The organism is Natronolimnobius sp. AArcel1, from assembly GCF_011043775.1.
GTDB lineage: Archaea > Halobacteriota > Halobacteria > Halobacteriales > Natrialbaceae > Natronolimnobius.
Window position 1 is genome coordinate 278,723 of record NZ_JAAKXY010000004.1, and the last position, 16,301, is coordinate 295,023.

General features: G+C 61.7%; 18 protein-coding genes. 7 read left to right on the top strand and 11 right to left on the bottom strand.

Going from position 1 to position 16,301, the window contains the following annotated elements; genetic code table 11:
- Window positions 1–121: 121 nt before the first annotated feature.
- Window positions 122–1,057 carry a GTP cyclohydrolase MptA gene (gene mptA / locus G6M89_RS13665; RefSeq protein ID WP_165162377.1) on the top strand — a complete coding sequence of 312 codons (936 nt, stop codon included), beginning with the start codon at window positions 122–124 and terminating at the stop codon, window positions 1,055–1,057.
- Between the two features lie 6 nt (window positions 1,058–1,063).
- On the opposite strand, the gene G6M89_RS13670 is transcribed toward mptA, so the two are convergent.
- Together G6M89_RS13670 and G6M89_RS13675 are read right to left on the bottom strand one after the other, a co-directional pair.
- Window positions 1,064–1,867 (bottom strand): TrmB family transcriptional regulator, encoded by an 804-nt coding sequence (locus tag G6M89_RS13670; protein ID WP_165162378.1) that lies wholly within the window; start codon window positions 1,865–1,867, stop codon window positions 1,064–1,066.
- A 68-nt stretch (window positions 1,868–1,935) separates the two neighbouring features.
- On the bottom strand, window positions 1,936–3,618 hold the full coding sequence (locus tag G6M89_RS13675; protein WP_165162719.1) for a DUF255 domain-containing protein: 1,683 nt from the start codon (window positions 3,616–3,618) through the stop codon (window positions 1,936–1,938).
- Between the two features lie 114 nt (window positions 3,619–3,732).
- Here G6M89_RS13675 and G6M89_RS13680 point away from each other — a divergent pair, with 114 nt between their 5' ends.
- The 3 genes from G6M89_RS13680 (at window position 3,733) to G6M89_RS13690 (ending at window position 5,776) form a co-directional block, all read left to right on the top strand.
- Window positions 3,733–4,722 carry an ABC transporter substrate-binding protein gene (locus G6M89_RS13680; protein WP_165162379.1) on the top strand — a complete coding sequence of 330 codons (990 nt, stop codon included), beginning with the start codon at window positions 3,733–3,735 and terminating at the stop codon, window positions 4,720–4,722.
- Window positions 4,719–5,219: a desampylase gene (locus G6M89_RS13685; RefSeq protein ID WP_165162380.1), complete on the top strand. Its 501-nt coding sequence runs from the start codon at window positions 4,719–4,721 to the stop codon at window positions 5,217–5,219. Before G6M89_RS13680 ends, G6M89_RS13685 begins: the two co-directional genes overlap by 4 nt.
- Window positions 5,220–5,281: 62 nt before the next feature.
- Entirely contained in the window at window positions 5,282–5,776 is a 495-nt protein-coding gene (locus G6M89_RS13690; RefSeq protein WP_165162381.1) for an SHOCT domain-containing protein, read from the top strand.
- Between the two features lie 36 nt (window positions 5,777–5,812).
- Here the strand turns inward: G6M89_RS13690 and G6M89_RS13695 are convergent, their stop codons facing one another.
- Both G6M89_RS13695 and G6M89_RS13700 read right to left on the bottom strand, forming a co-directional pair.
- Window positions 5,813–6,271 (bottom strand): hypothetical protein, encoded by a 459-nt coding sequence (locus tag G6M89_RS13695; protein ID WP_165162382.1) that lies wholly within the window; start codon window positions 6,269–6,271, stop codon window positions 5,813–5,815.
- A 75-nt stretch (window positions 6,272–6,346) separates the two neighbouring features.
- The gene (locus G6M89_RS13700) at window positions 6,347–7,828 is read right to left on the bottom strand and encodes a sulfatase-like hydrolase/transferase (RefSeq protein WP_165162383.1); all 1,482 of its coding nucleotides are present in this window, start codon (window positions 7,826–7,828) and stop codon (window positions 6,347–6,349) included.
- A 114-nt stretch (window positions 7,829–7,942) separates the two neighbouring features.
- Between G6M89_RS13700 and G6M89_RS13705 the strand changes: the two genes are divergently transcribed.
- The gene (locus G6M89_RS13705; RefSeq protein WP_165162384.1) at window positions 7,943–8,299 is read left to right on the top strand and encodes a hypothetical protein; all 357 of its coding nucleotides are present in this window, start codon (window positions 7,943–7,945) and stop codon (window positions 8,297–8,299) included.
- Window positions 8,300–8,305: 6 nt separating this feature from the next.
- On the opposite strand, the gene hisS is transcribed toward G6M89_RS13705, so the two are convergent.
- From hisS to G6M89_RS13725, 4 genes are all read right to left on the bottom strand, one after another.
- Complete coding sequence (gene hisS, locus G6M89_RS13710) at window positions 8,306–9,604, bottom strand: histidine--tRNA ligase (protein WP_165162385.1); 1,299 nt, start codon at window positions 9,602–9,604, stop codon at window positions 8,306–8,308.
- A gap of 87 nt (window positions 9,605–9,691) precedes the next feature.
- Window positions 9,692–10,282 carry an alpha hydrolase gene (locus G6M89_RS13715; RefSeq protein WP_165162386.1) on the bottom strand — a complete coding sequence of 197 codons (591 nt, stop codon included), beginning with the start codon at window positions 10,280–10,282 and terminating at the stop codon, window positions 9,692–9,694.
- The gene (locus G6M89_RS13720) at window positions 10,282–10,629 is read right to left on the bottom strand and encodes a DNA-binding protein (protein ID WP_165162387.1); all 348 of its coding nucleotides are present in this window, start codon (window positions 10,627–10,629) and stop codon (window positions 10,282–10,284) included. The genes G6M89_RS13715 and G6M89_RS13720 overlap by 1 nt, the downstream gene beginning before the upstream one ends.
- A 100-nt stretch (window positions 10,630–10,729) precedes the next feature.
- A complete protein-coding gene (locus G6M89_RS13725; RefSeq protein WP_165162388.1) occupies window positions 10,730–11,185 on the bottom strand; it encodes a 30S ribosomal protein S19e in 456 nt (151 codons plus the stop codon).
- A gap of 101 nt (window positions 11,186–11,286) precedes the next feature.
- Here G6M89_RS13725 and thiL point away from each other — a divergent pair, with 101 nt between their 5' ends.
- Window positions 11,287–12,195, top strand: coding sequence for a thiamine-phosphate kinase (thiL, locus tag G6M89_RS13730; protein ID WP_165162389.1), 909 nt, complete (start codon window positions 11,287–11,289; stop codon window positions 12,193–12,195).
- 95 nt (window positions 12,196–12,290) lie between these two features.
- On the opposite strand, the gene G6M89_RS13735 is transcribed toward thiL, so the two are convergent.
- From G6M89_RS13735 to G6M89_RS13745, 3 genes are all read right to left on the bottom strand, one after another.
- A complete protein-coding gene (locus G6M89_RS13735) occupies window positions 12,291–13,448 on the bottom strand; it encodes a site-2 protease family protein (RefSeq protein WP_165162390.1) in 1,158 nt (385 codons plus the stop codon).
- A gap of 295 nt (window positions 13,449–13,743) precedes the next feature.
- A complete protein-coding gene (locus G6M89_RS13740) occupies window positions 13,744–13,989 on the bottom strand; it encodes a hypothetical protein (RefSeq protein WP_054862461.1) in 246 nt (81 codons plus the stop codon).
- A 250-nt stretch (window positions 13,990–14,239) separates the two neighbouring features.
- The gene (locus tag G6M89_RS13745) at window positions 14,240–15,076 is read right to left on the bottom strand and encodes a molybdopterin synthase (protein ID WP_165162391.1); all 837 of its coding nucleotides are present in this window, start codon (window positions 15,074–15,076) and stop codon (window positions 14,240–14,242) included.
- Between the two features lie 119 nt (window positions 15,077–15,195).
- On the opposite strand from G6M89_RS13745, the gene G6M89_RS13750 reads away from it, so the two are divergent.
- Window positions 15,196–16,209, top strand: a complete 1,014-nt coding sequence (locus G6M89_RS13750; RefSeq protein WP_165162392.1) for a GDSL-type esterase/lipase family protein — start codon at window positions 15,196–15,198, stop codon at window positions 16,207–16,209.
- The last annotated feature ends 92 nt before the right edge of the window (window positions 16,210–16,301 follow it).

Genomic DNA, 16,301 nt, shown 5'->3' on the forward strand with positions numbered 1-16,301 from the left:
GTGGGCCGTCACCCCCACGTCAGCCGGAAAGACAGTGACTTGCAGCTTGCGAGGCCAGTTCACTGCGTCCGAAATTGTGTGTTCCGAAAGGCCTAATCGGACGCTGTCCTGAGTATCGCCAATGAGTCATCAGCTTCCGGACGTGCAGGCAACGTCGCCAGACGTGACCGTCGGCCTGAGCCAGGTCGGCGTCACCGGCGTCGAAAAGCTCGTCAAGATCGCCCGCGAAGACGACCGCCCAATCGTCCTCACCGCCGAATTCGAGGTCTTCGTCGACCTGCCCGCCTGGCGCAAGGGTGCAGACATGAGCCGCAACATGGAGGTCATCGACGAAATCCTCGAGGATGCGACCCGCGAGGAGGCCTACCGCGTCGAGGACGTCTGTGGCGACGCCGCCGAACGACTGCTCGAAAAACACGATTACACCTCCACGGCGAAGGTGTCGATGCAAGCGGAGTTCATGCGTCGTGAGCAAACACCTGCAAGCGACCGCGAGACCCAGCACACGGTCGACATCATCGCCTCCGCGACGGCGACCGAGGAGGGCACACGCGAAGAGATCGGCGCGGAAGTGACGGGAATGACTGTCTGTCCATGCTCGCAAGGAATGTCTGCCTCGCGCGCGAAACAGACACTCGAGGATCTGGGTGTCGAAGAAGAGACGATTACCGAGTTCTTAGACGAAGTCCCACAGCCGGGTCACTCCCAGCGCGGGCACGCGACGCTGACGGTCGAAGCGGGCGGCGACCCCGAGGTCGATCTGAACGACGTCATCGACATCGCACGCGATTCGATGAGCGCACGGATCTACAACCTCGCAAAGCGCCCGGACGAAGATCACATGACCTACGCGGCCCACGCGGACGCAAAGTTCGTCGAAGACTGCGTGCGCGCACTCGCCGAGGGCGTAATCGATGAGTTCGACCATCTCGCAGATGATGCAGTCATTACGATGAAACAATCTAACGACGAGTCGATCCACCAGCACAACGCGCACGCCGAACGCAAAGTCGAGATGGGCACGTTGCGCGAGGAAGTCAACGGCGGCAGCGAATAGCACCGGTCAAAACTGTAGCGGGTCGGCCGCTTCCCACCGCGGAACGAACTCCTGATTGACGCTCGCAGCGAACTCTGGATCTTTCAAGTCAATCATGCCGAACGCCTCGCCTGAGGAGAGCGGGTTCGGAACCTGAATACAGATCTCGAGATCGTCGAGGATGTTGAACGACCCAGTTACGTCGTCGTTCGTCCGCACGTCGAAGTCGTCTCGAGCCTGCAACGTGTCGCGATACCGCCGCCCCACCTTCTCCGAGATCGACGACACCATTTCCCGAGTCATCAGCACGTCGACTGAGACGCCGCGGTCGAGTGCGTCCTCGAGGTGTGCCAGCACTTCCTCACTGACAGCCTGAATATCACGTTCTGGGACTGGGTCCGCTGCAACCATTACGATATGATCGTCCGCGGCTGCCAGTCGCTCCAAGAGGAGATCCGTCGTCTCCTCGGGACCGACGGCGGCGGTCCAGAACTGATCCTCGACAGGATCGGCCGCGTCGAGTTCGTCCGAGAGATCATCGACGATGGATTCGTACTGGTCTGCCTTTTCGTCGAGTTCGCGTTTCTTATCCTCGAGCAATCGATCCAGTGCGGTCGATGGTTCGACCGCAACGTACTTTTTTGGACGGCTCGCGGTCTGGCTCCGCACGAGGTTGTACTGTTCGATGCTGTTGAGCACGTCATAAATCCGGCCCATCGGCACGTCGCTCGCTCGCGACAACTCCTTGGCCGTTGTCGGGCCCGTATTTAGCAGTGCACGATACGCTCGAGCCTCGTACTCTGAAAGCCCGAGGTCCCTGAGACTGGCCATACTCAAAGCAACCGACTATAGAAACATAAACGCTGTGGTGGTTTGCCGAGAAACCTGAGTGACGTCGTTCAGGCCTGTGAGTGCTCGAGAACGGATTGGACGCGCTTGCTCAACTCGCCGGGAGTTTCAGCGGGAGCGGACTGGTCGTCGCCGCGCTTGACACAGGCCGTACCGTTGTCGAGACTGGTCGCGTTCGGAACGACGACTTTCTCGTGGTCGGCCATCCGAAGCGCGGCGCGGTGAAGGTCCGAACCGGGGTCGGCGGCGACGGTGATCGTCAATGGCCCCTCGAGCAACCTCGAGACTGCCGTCGCGTAGTGGGCGATCTGGACGCCGAAACGGTCGCTCGCACCGGCGAAGGCCGAAAGTGTCTCACGGGCGTAACGACGGTATCGATCGGCGTCGATATCGACATCGCCGCCAACGTCTGCGTCCGCGAGCGCCGCGAGATTAATCAGCGCGTCCGCGAACGCGACGTTCGCATCGAGTGGACGAAGTGGCCGCTCGAGCAAGCCTGCGCCGGTCCGGGGACCGTCGATGAACGACTCGCCATCGTGGAGTTCGTCGAGTGTCGTCTCGGCGACGGCAACTGCATCCTCAAGGACAGCGGGATCGAGGACGTTCCCAGCAGCCGTGAGCGCGGTGAGCGTACGAGCCTGTGTCAGAAGCAGCGGCGTCGATTCGCTGTCATCGGTTGCAGTCTCGTACTGATGAGCAACGACGCCGTCTGCGAGCAAATCCTCGCGGAGAACGGCGAGTGCGCGTTCGGCGTAGCGGCGAGCGCGTTCGTCGTCGGTGTAGGCGTAGTACGTGAGCAGGCCATCGATTGCGAGCGCGTTCGGTCCGGCGAAGACGCCGTCGTCGACCGGCGGGTCGTCAACCGCAGCGCGTTCAGTTGCATCGATGCTGTGTGCGCCGGGCTGACCGGGTGCTTGACTGTTCGCGAAGGCGTCGACCTCGTCGTTCCAGAGCGTTGTCGTCAGGTACTCGAGTGTCCGTTCGGCGGGTTCGCGGTACTCCTCCTTGCCCGTATGGAGATAGGCATTGGCGAACGCTCGGATGAGTGCGGCGTTCGAATCAAGCAGTTTCTCGTGTTGGACGTTCGACCAGTCACGTTCGCCCGCGAATCGATAGAACCCACCATCGTAGGTATCCAGCAGGTTCGCGCCGACGGCGTCGAACGAGCGCAAGGCCATCTGCCGGTCGCGTTTCAGCGCGAACTCGAGGGCGTCGGGCAACGGGAACTTTGGTTCGGTGCCCCAGCCACCAGCAGTCTCGTCGTACGTTTCGGTTAGCTGGCCGAGCATTGCGGCCTCGATATCGCCGGTCAGCTCGCCTGCTGGCGGGTTGTCCTCTCGGAGCGAGCGCGGGACACTGGCCGCGTCGGTGCCTTTCGTCTGCCACATGGAGCGGACGCTGTCGAGTACCTGGCGCATGCCGTCCTCGCCGAGATAGCCCGCGCCCGTCAGGACGGTCCCGTCGGGGGCGAGAAAGACCGTCGACGGAAAGCCGCCCATGTTGTACCGATCACGCACGCGCGGGTGGCGGTCGACATCGACGCGAACCGGGACGAAGCTATCGTTGATGTTCGCCGCAATCCGTGGCTCGGCGTAGGTTTCTGCATCCATTTCGTGACAGTGATCACACCACGTCGCCGTCAGCGAGAGCAAAACGGGGATCTCAGCCTCTGCCGCCTCGGCGAAGGCATCCTGTCCCCACTCGCGCCACTCGACGCGCGTTACGTCGTCCATTGTCATACCGGAACGTGGGTTGTCCCAAGCGTAAGCCCTTCGCTCGCGGACGAGGGGAGCCGATTCGAGGACGCGACGCCGGTGTTTTTGACAACGGAGTGCGTACGTCGGCCTATGCAAATCGTCACGACGCTTCCCTCGGCGACCGAGATCGTCGCCGCGCTCGGCCACGATCCGGTCGGCGTCTCTCACGGCTGTGATTTCCCGACGAGAGCCGCGTCGATTCCATCCATCACGCGCTCGCGAATCGACGCCGACGCCTCGAGCGGCGAGATCGACGAGCAAGTGCTGGAAACGACCGCTGAAAGCGACGACACCGGCGTTTACGACATCGACACGGCAACGCTCGAGGCGCTCGAGCCGGATCTGATCGTCACGCAGGGAATGTGTGACGTCTGTGCGGTCGACGAAGTGATCGTCGCGGATGCGGTCGACGAAATAGATGCAGATCCCGACATTCTGACGACGGACCCACACAGTATAGCGGACGTGCTCGAGGATATCGAGCGAATCGGGCAGGCGGTGGGCCGCGAGGACCGCGCTCGCGAGCTTCGGGCCGACCTCGAGGCACGGATCGACCGGATTCGAGAGCGAACGCGAGCCGCAGACCTCTCGAGTGCGGACCGCCCTCGAGTCACGGTTTTCGACTGGACGGACCCCGTCATGCTCGCAGGCCACTGGACGAACGAACTCGTCGAGTGGGCCGGCGGCGAGTACGGGCTGGGCGGAACCGGCGAGCGCTCACGGCCGCGCGAGTGGGATGAAATTCTCGAGTACGATCCCGAGTGCATCATCGTCGGCCCCTGTGGGTTCGACCTCGCCCAGACTGCAGCGAATCGAACCGACCTGACCAACCGCGAGGGCTGGGAAGAGTTGACGGCAGTGCAAGAGGGTCGCGTCTGGGCGATAGACGGCAATCACTACCTGAACCGACCCGGCCCGCGGCTGGTTGATACCCTCGAGACGCTGGCCCCGATCATCCAACCGGACCTGTTCGACCAGTCGGTGACGCCCGCGAGTGACGGTCGAATGGCCGCCCGCTTCAACAACCTCGAGACGCACGCCGCGGGCGACAGAGAGACTCGAGCAGAGACTAGGCCGTGACGCCAGCGCCGGACTCGAGCGACGAAGCGCGGACTGCACCTCCGGACCAACAGCCAGTGCTCGTCATCCCAACTGCTATTCGAGACGAGATTCGCGAGCGCGCTCGGGGCGGCTCCCCCGCCGAAATCTGTGGCGTTCTGGGCGGCGAGTTCGGTACCAAAAAGAGTCGCGTCGACTCGCAGTATCCCGCCGAAAACGTCGCCGACAGTCCGCGGACGCGCTATCGAATCGACCCCGAGGAGCAACTCGAGGTGTTCGAGCGACTCGAGGCCGGCGGCGAGGAAATCGTTGGCTTCTATCACTCACATCCCCGTGGGCCGGATCAGCCGAGCGAAACGGACGCCCGACAGGCGACCTGGCCCGACCGCTCGTATCTGATCGTCTCGCTCGAGCCACCCGCGGTGGGGTCCTGGCGGTGGCGAACCGGAGACGGCCGCGACGAGTCGGTGGCGTCCACCGGTGGTCAGTTCGAGCGCGAGCGACTCGTCCTCGAGTAGCACACAAAAGCGACAGCGCACTCATGGCCACAATTATGTCGGTCAAAGAATAACTATCCGATATGAGAGTCGATCTGCGCGAGTTCGTCGCGGAGGACCTCTGGTTACTGATCGGTCTCGTGACGTTCGTGTTGATCAGTCTCGCCGGCGTGGTCGGCCTCGAGATGCTTGCGGGGGTACTCGCGATCATCGGCTGGTTCCTTCTGGTACCGATTTTTCTCTTCTGGGGCGAGGAAGCCGCTGCGCTCATGTTTGACGAGGAGACGATCACCGCCACACAATCGCCGGATGGAGACCGTGATCGCGACCGCGATGCGTTCGAGGAACTCAAACACCAGTACGCCAGCGGGACGATCAGCGAAGCCGAGTTCGAACACCGACTGGACCGCCTGCTCGAGGCCGACGACGCCTTCGAGGACGGGACGCGACCAGACCGGGCGGGCACAAGCCGGAACGATCGGACGGGAACAAACCGGAACGGCCGGACGGGACCGAGAAAAGACAGACAACAGCGCGAACGAGAGCGGGAACGGGAACGAGACCGAGAGTTCGAATAACAATTCGCTCGAGTGTACCACTCGGAGGCGATTCGATTACGCGTCGTCTGCAGCGGACTCGAGGTCAGCCGCGCGCTGGCGCGCCTTCGCGGCCTGTTCGCGAAACTCGTCCATCTTATCTTGCAGTTTCTTCCCGACGAGGTATTTGAAATCGTCCGGCATCAGGCCGGGCTGAATGTCGATCGTAACCATCACGTCGCAGTCGTCGACGATTTCGGGAGCCCACTTGCCCTGAGCGAGTTTCGACTCGTCGGTGACGATTGCCTCGCCGTCCTCGATATCGATAAACGCCGTGACTATGTTCCAGATACCCGGGTTACTCGTTGTCGCCTCGTCGAACAGTCCCTCGAGTCGTGACTCTCGAATCGGCTCATCGCGAAGTTCGACGACCAGGTCCTCGAGTGCGTCGACGGTTTCCTCGTACTCGGCGGCTTCCGCGCGCAGGTCGGCGGGATCGGGGTCGGGATCAGCACCGGAATCCGGCTGTGGGGTCATGTCGTGACGGTAGCCGCTTTAGGACCGTAAACGTACGCTTCCCCGTCGGTGGATCACGGGGGAGACGGGCAGTTGTCACTCGTCCGCGCTCGAGGCGCGTTCTAATACATCGGGCACCCAGCCCTGATTCGGATCGTCCGTCTCCGCCATCCAGTCGATGAGTCGCTCGCGCATCTCCGCGCGAACGTCGCCGTACTCGGGGTGGTCGATCAGGTTGGTGAGTTCAGCCGGATCGCGCTCGAGGTCGTACAGTTCGTCGATATCGGGGCCGTTGTAGATGTACTTGTACTTCGCTGTCCGAACCATTCGCTGCGTGTAGAGGCCGAACTCGTCGCCGTGATACTCGGAGAACGTCGAATCGGGCCAGTCGTCGGGCGCGTTACTGTCCGCCTCGAGCAGCGGAACGAGACTCCGTGCGTCGAACGCGTCCGGCACCGGGACATCACCGATCTCGAGAAACGTCGCGGCGAGGTCGTGTAAGTGAACAGGTGTAGTACAGAGCGAACCCGATTCAGTGACGCCGGGCCAGCGAACCTGTAGCGGGATGCGGTAGGTGTCGTCGTACATCAGCGGCCCCTTGTTGAACTGGCGGTGATTTCCAATGAAGTCACCGTGGTCTGCAGCGTGGACGACGACCGTCTCTTCGGTGAGGTCGTGTGCCTCGAGTGCGTCGAGAACCCGCTCGAGTTGGTCGTCGATCAGGGTCACGAACCCCCAGTACTTCGCAGTTGCTTCGGCCCAGTGGTCCCACTCGAGGCCGTCTGCGCCCCGGTAGTGGAGATAGTTGTCCTGTACCTGCGGTTTGCCCGCGAACGTTTCGGCGTAGCTTGCGGGTGGCTCGATCTCGTCGGGGTCGTACATCGAGGCGTAGGGTTCGGGGACGACGTAGGGGTGATGCGGGCCGTAGAAATCCGCGCGGTGGAAGAGAGGATCAGTTCGATCGCCTGCTGCGTGGGCCTCAATTGCGTCGATGGTTCGCTCGGCGAGGAACCAGGCGCGCGTCTCCTCGACGTCGACCGGCGTCGTCGCGGCGACGAACGTTCCGTCGCTGCTCTCCCGTGGATCGTCGCCGGTGTACAGTTCGTCCTCGAGGTCGACATCACCGACTGGCACACCGCGCTCTCGGCGGTACTCACGGAACGCATCGTCGATATCGTCGTGATGGACGTCGCTGCCGCCGAGATACGAGAAGCCGAAGTCCTCAGGCGTCTGATCGCGGCCGACGTGCCACTTGCCGGTGTAGCTCAGGGTGTAACCACTCTCGCTCAACAGTTCGGAGAACGTCTCCAGTTCGGCCGGCAGATTCGGCTGGATCGCATCCGCCTCGTGGCTGTTGTTGAGCATCCCGTGACTGTGTGGATACCGGCCAGTCATGAGCGAGGCGCGTGCGCTCGTACAGATACTGATCGGCGTGACAGCGTGCTCGAATCGCATCCCCGTCTGCGAAAGGTGATCCATCGTCTCGGTCTCGACCGGTGGCCCATCGGGCGCGGTGCAGTCGTAGCGCTCCTGATCAGTGAGGATGAACAGCACGTTCGGTCGGGTGTCGTCAGCCATCGGCCGTCGTACACCGCCTGCGTAATTAACGCTGGGCCCGTCTCCTGAATCAGAGATGGCCGATGTGTGTGACAGTCCAATAACTACAAGTGAGCGGAACCTGTCAGTTAAAACATGTCACAGAGACGGGTGAACGGCGCCCTCGTCGTTGCGCTCTCGTCGTTCGGGTTTGGGTTTGCGTTGCATCCGTTCGTCGAGAATCTCAGTATCAGCCTCATGTTCTTCGGGCTGTTCGCTGGCGCACCGCTGTTTTACTTTCTGTACCCTATCGTTGGCCGCGACTCCAGCGACCAATCCACAACGGAGTCGGATACTGACCACGCCGATCCGCTCGAAACACTCAAACACGAGTACGCAGCCGGTCGACTCACTGAATCCGAGTTTGAGCACAAACTCCAACGACTCGTCGACCTCGAGGATGAACCCCCAAACCGTCACGCTCGCAACCAAGAATTCAATCGAGAACGGTAGAACGCCTTACTCGAAATCTGAAATCGTCGGGCGCTCGAGGTCGCCGGGGAACGCCTCGACTGGAACCTGCAACTGGTCGCCGGACTCCATGTCTTTGATCGTCACTTCCTCGTTTGCGAGGTCCTGTTCGCCGGCGATGACAACCGTTTCGGCGTTGATCGAGTCGGCGTAGTTGAGTTGCGAGCCGAAGGATCGGCCAGCAATATCGGTTTCGACAACGTGGCCCTTCTCGCGGAGGTCGCGCGAGATTCGGGCTGCCTCAGGGCGTGTATCACCTATCTGGAGCACGTAGTAATCCGTCGAGACTTCTTCATCGGGCCAGACACCGGCGCGTTGGCAGAGCAGCGAAAGGGTCGCGTGGCCGGGTGCAACACCGACCGCGGGCGTTGGCTGGCCACCGAAACTCTCGATCAGATCGTCGTAGCGGCCGCCACCAAAGATCGACCGCGAGACCTCGCCGGTCGAATCGAAGCACTCGAAGACGACGCCGGTGTAGTAATCCAGCCCGCGGGCCGTCTCGAGCGAGATCGTACAGTGCTCGCGCGCGCCGAAGTCCTCGGCGGCCTCGAGAACGTTCTGGAGGTTCGAAACCGCATCGTCGACCTGTTCGGAGTCCGCAAAGTCGGCAACCTCCTCGAGGTCGCCGCTTGCGATGAGGTCGTCGAACTCGGCGGCCTGATCGTAGGTTAGCCCGGCCTCGACGAGTGCGTCGTGATACTCCGGCGTCGAGAGTTTGTCCGATTTGTCGACGGCGCGAATCGCCTCGTCCAACTCGAGGTCGGTGTCGTAGCTCTCGAGGACGCCGCCCAAAATATCGCGGTGGGAGATACGGAACTCGAAGTGCTCGTCAGTCAGACCGAGATTCGTCAGCGCGTCGCCAGCCCACGCGAGAATTTCGGCGTCAGCCTCGGGTTCGCTCGAGCCAAAGATATCGACGTTCGTCTGGTAGAATTCGCGCTGTCGGCCCTGCTGGACCTGCTCGTAGCGCCAGAACGGACGGGTCGACACCCACTTGATCGGCTTCGAGAGTTCCTGCTGTTTAGCGACGACCATCCGCGCGACGGTCGGTGTGAGTTCGGGCGTCAGGGTTACGTGCCGGCCGCCCTGGTCCTCGAATGAGTACAGTTCGTCGACGATATCGTCGCCGCTCTTGTCGGTCCACAGCTCTGCGCGCTCGAGCGCTGGCGTGCCTATCTCCCGAAAGCCATACCGCCGAGCGGTGTCCTCGAGCGTGTCAATCGTCTCCCGACGCGCGGTCATCTCGCCGGGGTAGAAGTCACGAAAGCCCTTGATCCGGTCGTACATGCACATCCGTTCGGGCAGGGCTCACTTTTACCTTCCTTCTCGAGCCCTCTCAGAAAGCGGTGAAACCGAACGGCTGAACGACGGTGACTATTGGACGTCGGTGACGTACGTCTGCTCGTGGTCCGGGAAGAAGTCCCGAATCGCCTCGTGGCCGTCCTCGTCGGCGATGATCGCGCGCAGTTCGGCCTCGTAATCCGCGCGGCTGATCTCCTCGCTCGGTCCGACAGTGACCTCGAGTTGGGCCTCGACGAGTCGGTCGACCGCGCCGCGGCCAAAGCCTGACAGCGGCGAGATGTAGTCGATGCCGTGGCGATCCTCGAGACTCTGAGCCTGTGCGCGCGAGACGGTCGGCACGCGGTCATCGCGCCGGGTGCCGTCCGCGATGGCATCGAAGCCGGCGGCCGCGAGTTCCTCGAGGGCGTGCTCGTGGACGTGCTGGACGCCGTTTCGTGGGAATCCATCCTCGCGAATGCGGGCGACGGCTTCGTGGGCGATATCGGGGTCGAGTTCCAGCTGTTCGAAGGGGAACGCGAGTGCGCCAGCGGTCTTCTCGGCGTGTTCCCAATCGTCGGTGATCCCGAAGGTGGCCGTCACGAGTGTGACGTCGTAAAACTCCTCGAGAAGCAACGCGGCGAGCGTGGAGTCCTTACCGGCACTGTAGAGCAGTCCAAGCTCCATTACCGGCGCTGGATATCGAAGCTCTTGGAATCGGGCTTCAGCTCTTGGAGCAGCTGTTTCATCTTCTCGTCGTCAATTTTGCCCTGCAGGCGACCGCTGCGGGCGAGTGTCACGACCTGGCGTTCGACCTGCTCGCCGAAGTCGGGCTTGCTCATTTTGACCGTGTTGAGGCGCTTTCTGGCCTCGTCGGTCAGGTGCTGGCGCAGGACGGCGTTTTTCTGGGCTTCAGCTTGCTGCTGGGCGGCTTCCTGTGCCTCGCCGGGTTGGCCGTCAGCGCGGTCCTGAAGCTCTTCCATCTTCTGCTCGCGAAGTTCCTCGAGTCGGTCGTCATCTTGGCGTTCGCTCATACGTGTGACTTCAGGTGCAGCAAGGAAAATGATTACGGACGACACTCGAGAGGGCAGTCGCTATCGGTGAAACAGACAGGAAGTTGTGTCGAGAGTCCGATTAGGCGTAGCGCTCGAGTTCCGGACGGTCGAGATCCTCGAGAACAGCACCAGCGGTATCATCGAGCAGGCTGCGTCCGTCAGCAGTGATGCGTCGACCTTCACCCTCAGCGGTTTCGACGAGGTCTTCGTCCTCGAGTTGCTGAAGGATCGTTCGGATCACGTTGCGTGAGCCGTCGACGCGCTTGTCGGGAGCGACGCGGTAGCGGTTCGAACCGGGCTTGCCGCCGCCGTACTCGGTTGCGAGTCGGCCGACACCGATCGGACCGCGGTCAGCGACCTTTCGCAGGAGGCTTGCTGCTCGGACAGCCCAGAAGTCATCCTGTTCTGGAGGGAGTTCGCGGTCGACGCCAGTCTTTGCAAACTGCGCCCAGTCGGGTTCATCGAGTCGTTCCTCGAGGTCCTCGGCGAGCGCTTCGATGAGCGCATCCGCCGGAACATCGTACATCGTAGCCATTGGGGTTAGGTTCCCTTCGGCGGCATTTAAGACCATCGTATCGCCTGCGTCAGCGAGGGCCGTCCCGGACCGCTTTTCGTCCTCGAGTCAGAACGTGGCGTATGGACGAACGCGGGGCGCTGGCGCTGCTTGCGGACGAACTCGAGCCGGTTGGTGATGATGCGGCCGTCGTCGACGACCTCGTGGTGACGACAGATATGCTTCACGAGCGGACGGACTTTCCGCCAGGGACGACCCGCTACACCGCGGGTTGGCGGGCCGTTGGTGCGTCGCTATCGGACGTCGCGGCAATGGGCGCTGCGGCGCGCGCGGCGGTTGCAGCCTACGCAGCCCCCACGTTCGAGGACGAGGAACTGCTCGCCTTCGTTCGTGGCGCGAGTGACGTTTGCGAGGCTGTTGGGGCAGAATACGTTGGCGGCGACCTCGATGGCCACGAGGAGTTTACCGTCTCGACGACTGCTATTGGCCGGACAGACGACCCTGTTCTACGCAGTGGCGCGAGCGTCGGCGAGATCGTCTGTGTCACCGGTACGCTCGGGCGAAGCGCCGCCGGCCTCGAGTTGTTCGAGCGCGCGAGCGACGAAGACGACGCGCAGAGTGCGGCCAATCTTCGCGAACGCGCGAACGACCTCTTTCGATTCGAGCCGCGAGTCGACGCCGGGCGCGCGCTTGCAACCGAGGCAACCGCAATGATGGACTCGAGCGACGGACTCGCGCGCTCGCTCCACCAGCTATCAGAGGCCAGCGACTGCGGGTTCGAGATTGACTCGGCGACGGTGCCGGTCGACGACGCCCTCGTCGAACTCGCCGCAGACGACAAAAGCGCACTCGAGCGCGCGACGACCTTCGGCGAGGACTTCGAACTGGTCGTGACGCTTCCCGAAGCCGCCCTCGAGCCGGTACGGAAGGCCGCCGATGTCCCAATTACGGCAATCGGTTCGGTAACGGCTGCTGGATCGGGCGTGAAAATGGACGGGGACGCACTCGAGGATCGCGGATTCACCCACTGAGACGGCCTACTGTAAGTCAGTATCGCTGCACTCGGAGGATAGGTCTCGAGTGTGGCGGTAAACAGTTACAGCGATTCGTATGAACGAGGGGCGCGTTACTGAATAATCTCGATTGGGACTGGCATAAAGCAGAGCACGCCAAGTGCGAACGTGAGGATTCCAAGCAGGAATCGACCAACGCCGAGGCGTTCGTCTTGGACTGGCTGTGCTGGTCCGACAGAGGCGAGTACGGCCGTGAAAATGCCCCAGACACCCCAGATGAATACGGAGTCTGCGCTGTGACCACTGACGTAGTAGAGGTATGCACCGAGGCCAAACAGTGCCCCCGGGACGAGCGCGGCGATCAGTTGCTGGGATCGACCAGCCATCGCACGCAGGATGTGTCCGCCATCGAGTTGTCCGACCGGAATCAGATTCAAGAACGTAATGAACATCCCAACCCAGCCGCCGATAACGACCGGATGCACCGCAGTCGCTGGATCGTCCCGATACAACGGCTGATCGAACGCCGCGGCAAGGCCCTCGAGCAGCGGCGGATAGCCGAGTTGGATCTGGATCGCACCGGGGTCTTGAACGACCGATTCGGGTGCCGTCACTGGCGGCAGATGGAGCCCGACAATTGTCACTCCAACCGTCGCGATGAGGCCCGCAAGAGGGCCGGCAACACCAATATCGAACAGTGCCTTCCGGCTTGGCATTCGGCCGTTCATCTTGATGACCGCACCCATCGTCCCGATCAGCGTCGGAATCGGAATGAAGTAGGGTAGCGAGGCATCCACGTCGTGGTACCGACTCATCACGTAGTGGCCCATCTCGTGGACGCCAAGGACGCCCAAAATTGCGACCGTAAACGGCCACGCGCGCCACATCTCACCCGGGTTCGCAATCGGGTCGATATGGTACCACATCGACCCCGCAAACAGCGTCGAAAGGATCGTCAACCCGAGTAAGATGAGATTCGTCCACGGAATGCCGTCGATCCCGACGTTCGTCGGTTCCGCGACGAGGACAAACGATCCCTCGCGCGTCGTCAACTCGAGGTCGTAGCCGTCCTTGTGAAAAAGTGGCCACAGCTCGCGAACAGCCTGTTCTGGCGACTGCAGCGGCTCGCCGTAGTAACAGAGCCGCTCATCCTCGATTCGCGTCTCGTAGACCGCAAACACCGACTCGATGCGCTCGAGTGCGGGTCCGACCTCGAGTTCTCGAGTGCCGGGTCGCGGTGGGGCGAATTCGGACGGATCGCCGTCATCCATCATCCATGGTTCACTATTGGAACGTATATATCGCCTGTGGTCAGTCACAACAACAAAGACAGCAAGGAGAGGGGGGACGTGATCGATGGAGCGATCACGAACAGGGCGGTGTGCCGGATAGCGTCAATGACGCGCCGACACGGACGGGGTGGCGCAGTTTCGTGTGTGTCTGCGAGTTGTGCGTGTGTGTTTGAGTCTGCGGTTGCGAGTGTCGGAGTGTGTGATGTGTCCGATGGCGCAACGTGGGTGTGTGCGTGTGCTCGTCAGCGGAGTGTTCGTTCAGGGGCGAGCGTCATTAGGCTGGCTCGACACGCCAGGTAGTCGCGCTCGTATACGACCATTTCTCGATCTCGAGTTCGGTGGCCGACTCGGAGAGTTTGACCATGAGCGCGCCGATCTCTTTCGGGGACATACCGACTTCGTCCGCGATGAACTTGCCTTTGAAGTACAGTTCGCCTTCTTCGGCGCGGTCGCGAAGGTACTGTTTGAGGCGGCGTTCCTTGGTTTCCGTGGAGGGTTGTGCTGTCGTGCTCATCGACATTACCTGCTTGTGGCGACGATATGTTATAAAGGAAGGTTACTTCGGGAAATTTCGATTGCCTTCAGAAATCCAGCGGGTAATAGACCTTTTATCTTCAATTACGATACGTTTTACAACGGCCGCAGATCGCTCGAGAAATTTTAAAACCGGTTCTAACGTATTATCTCCGTTCAGTCGGTCTCGAGTAGTAAAGAGTCTCCGACTGGTGACGTTCATTCATTGCTTGAAGTCCGTAGGTAAATATTTTCCTCTATGGCCGGTCGTGGACCCAGAACTCATCGTCGACCGTCACTTCCTTTTTGAAGAGAGGGACCTCGTCTTTCAATCGATTGATGCCGTCTTCGACTGCCCGGAACGCCTCCTCGCGGTGGCCTGCGAGCACGACAACGAAGACGATATCCTCGCCGTCTTTGATCACGCCCGTTCGGTGCGCGAGTTCGACCTCGAGAACGCCCGCGCGGGCCTCGAGTTCCGTTTCGATTGTCTTCATGCGCTCGTCGGCAACACCATCGTACTTCTCGAACTCGAGGTACTCCGTGCGCGCATCGTCGTCGCTATCTTTCGCCCGGACACGACCGGTAAAGGTTGCAATTGCACCCGAGCGCGCCGCCTGTGGCGAGCGTTTGACGCGGGCGACGAGCGACTCGAGCGTGTGGTATGGCTCGGTGGCCTCAAGATCATCGATGAGGTCATCAGTAAGGTCGATGGCACCATCGATGGCAGCGAGCACCGGACCGCCTGCGTCGGCGGTCTCCGTACTGTCCGTACCGATTACAACCGACGGATACCGTAGGTCCGAGACACCGATGACGAGTGCGTAGTCACAGTCGAGAGCCAGTTGGTCGAGGGCACCCTGTACCGAAAGTCCGGTGCCAGTCGCCGTCCAGTCACCGTCAGCGCCGAGTTCGTAGGTTACGTCGCCGCCGACCGTTCCTGCCTCGTGGATCGCCGTCCCATCAGCGATCGTCGCATCGTACCTAATTACACCGACGCGTCCCGCCTGCGAGAGCACATCGACGGCTCGGTCGACGACCTGCTCGAGTGTATCCTCGTGTGCCCCGCGACCATAGATACCGAGTACGTGCATAGTCAGAAGATGGTGGTGTTGGGGTTTGTAGCTGTCGGCGAGAGGCAGTGTCGTGGTTTCGTCGGGCGCTATATGAGCGATGTACAGCTATATCTCGAGGCGGGCGAAACGCCCTCCGTATGCACGCCTCGCGCTATCCAACCGTGTCACTGCACAACGTTGCTGCACTCGAGACAGCACCGTGGGCTGACGACGGACAGCAACTCGTTCGGCTGCCACGTGACGTCCGCGAGCGACTGAACGTGTCCGCTCGTACGCGGACGCGCCATCCGGCGGGCTGTGAGCTTCGATTCGTCCCCGCTCGAGACGAGTGTTCGATTACAGTCACGCTGTCGGCAGCGACCGACACACAGGTGCTGCCGTACTGGGGGCCGTTTCAGTCGACCGAAACGATTCCAGTCGGTCCGGAACCGACGACCGCCACGTTCGCGGTTCCCGACCGGGTTCGCCGCCTCGAGTCGAGGTCGATCTCGAGTGCGTTTGACCCGCGGGTGTGTCGGCTGCGGTTCGATCCCAAATCACCGATAGCCATCCACGCAGTGAGTGGCGACTGTCGCCCGCCGCGTGCGGACGAGTTGCCTGCCCGGCGCTATCTCGCTTACGGGACCTCGATTACGGCGGGCTATGGCTCACTGCCACACTGCTCCTATGTCGCACAGGCCGCACGCCACCTCGCGCTCGATCCGATCAATCTCGGGCTGGCGGGGGCCGCGTTCTGTGAGCCCGCGATTGCAGACTATCTCGCCGCGCGCGAAGACTGGGACGTTGCCACGCTCTCGCTGTCAGTGAATATGGCAAATCGCGGCTTCACGCAGGAGCAGTTCCGCGAACGCGCCGGCAATCTGGTCGAAACCGTCGCTGAGGCCCACCCGGAGTCACCAATCGCTTGTATCACGCTGTTTCCGTACCACGCGGACCATGTTCGTGGTGATGATCCAGCGCGCGCAGCGGCGTTTCGAACCATCCTCCGCGAGATTGTTGCCGAGACAGATCATGATGACCTGCACATCCTCGAGGGACCGGACCTCCTCGAGCCGACCGGGTTGACGACCGATCTACTTCATCCGGGCGATGAGGGACTCATCGACATCGGGCGTGGCCTTGCAGGCGAACTTGATGGGATTCTCAAGTAAGGTCTCGAGACGAATGCGCGGGTGCGTGCACCCTGTGGGCCAGCCACGCTCGCTCGCCAGTTGGCAACCCTTAAGATAGCAACCCGGTTACT

What these genes read in the sequence shown, in the direction of transcription:
- mptA (WP_165162377.1), top strand. Translation starts at nt 122, where the DNA reads ATGAGTCATCAGCTTCCGGACGTGCAGGCAACGTCGCCAGACGTGACC.
- G6M89_RS13670 (WP_165162378.1), bottom strand. Translation starts at nt 1,867, where the DNA reads ATGGCCAGTCTCAGGGACCTCGGGCTTTCAGAGTACGAGGCTCGAGCG.
- G6M89_RS13675 (WP_165162719.1), bottom strand. Translation starts at nt 3,618, where the DNA reads ATGGACGACGTAACGCGCGTCGAGTGGCGCGAGTGGGGACAGGATGCC.
- G6M89_RS13680 (WP_165162379.1), top strand. Translation starts at nt 3,733, where the DNA reads ATGCAAATCGTCACGACGCTTCCCTCGGCGACCGAGATCGTCGCCGCG.
- G6M89_RS13690 (WP_165162381.1), top strand. Translation starts at nt 5,282, where the DNA reads ATGAGAGTCGATCTGCGCGAGTTCGTCGCGGAGGACCTCTGGTTACTG.
- G6M89_RS13695 (WP_165162382.1), bottom strand. Translation starts at nt 6,271, where the DNA reads ATGACCCCACAGCCGGATTCCGGTGCTGATCCCGACCCCGATCCCGCC.
- G6M89_RS13700 (WP_165162383.1), bottom strand. Translation starts at nt 7,828, where the DNA reads ATGGCTGACGACACCCGACCGAACGTGCTGTTCATCCTCACTGATCAG.
- G6M89_RS13705 (WP_165162384.1), top strand. Translation starts at nt 7,943, where the DNA reads ATGTCACAGAGACGGGTGAACGGCGCCCTCGTCGTTGCGCTCTCGTCG.
- hisS (WP_165162385.1), bottom strand. Translation starts at nt 9,604, where the DNA reads ATGTACGACCGGATCAAGGGCTTTCGTGACTTCTACCCCGGCGAGATG.
- G6M89_RS13715 (WP_165162386.1), bottom strand. Translation starts at nt 10,282, where the DNA reads ATGGAGCTTGGACTGCTCTACAGTGCCGGTAAGGACTCCACGCTCGCC.
- G6M89_RS13720 (WP_165162387.1), bottom strand. Translation starts at nt 10,629, where the DNA reads ATGAGCGAACGCCAAGATGACGACCGACTCGAGGAACTTCGCGAGCAG.
- G6M89_RS13725 (WP_165162388.1), bottom strand. Translation starts at nt 11,185, where the DNA reads ATGGCTACGATGTACGATGTTCCGGCGGATGCGCTCATCGAAGCGCTC.
- thiL (WP_165162389.1), top strand. Translation starts at nt 11,287, where the DNA reads ATGGACGAACGCGGGGCGCTGGCGCTGCTTGCGGACGAACTCGAGCCG.
- G6M89_RS13735 (WP_165162390.1), bottom strand. Translation starts at nt 13,448, where the DNA reads ATGGATGACGGCGATCCGTCCGAATTCGCCCCACCGCGACCCGGCACT.
- G6M89_RS13740 (WP_054862461.1), bottom strand. Translation starts at nt 13,989, where the DNA reads ATGTCGATGAGCACGACAGCACAACCCTCCACGGAAACCAAGGAACGC.
- G6M89_RS13745 (WP_165162391.1), bottom strand. Translation starts at nt 15,076, where the DNA reads ATGCACGTACTCGGTATCTATGGTCGCGGGGCACACGAGGATACACTC.
- G6M89_RS13750 (WP_165162392.1), top strand. Translation starts at nt 15,196, where the DNA reads ATGCACGCCTCGCGCTATCCAACCGTGTCACTGCACAACGTTGCTGCA.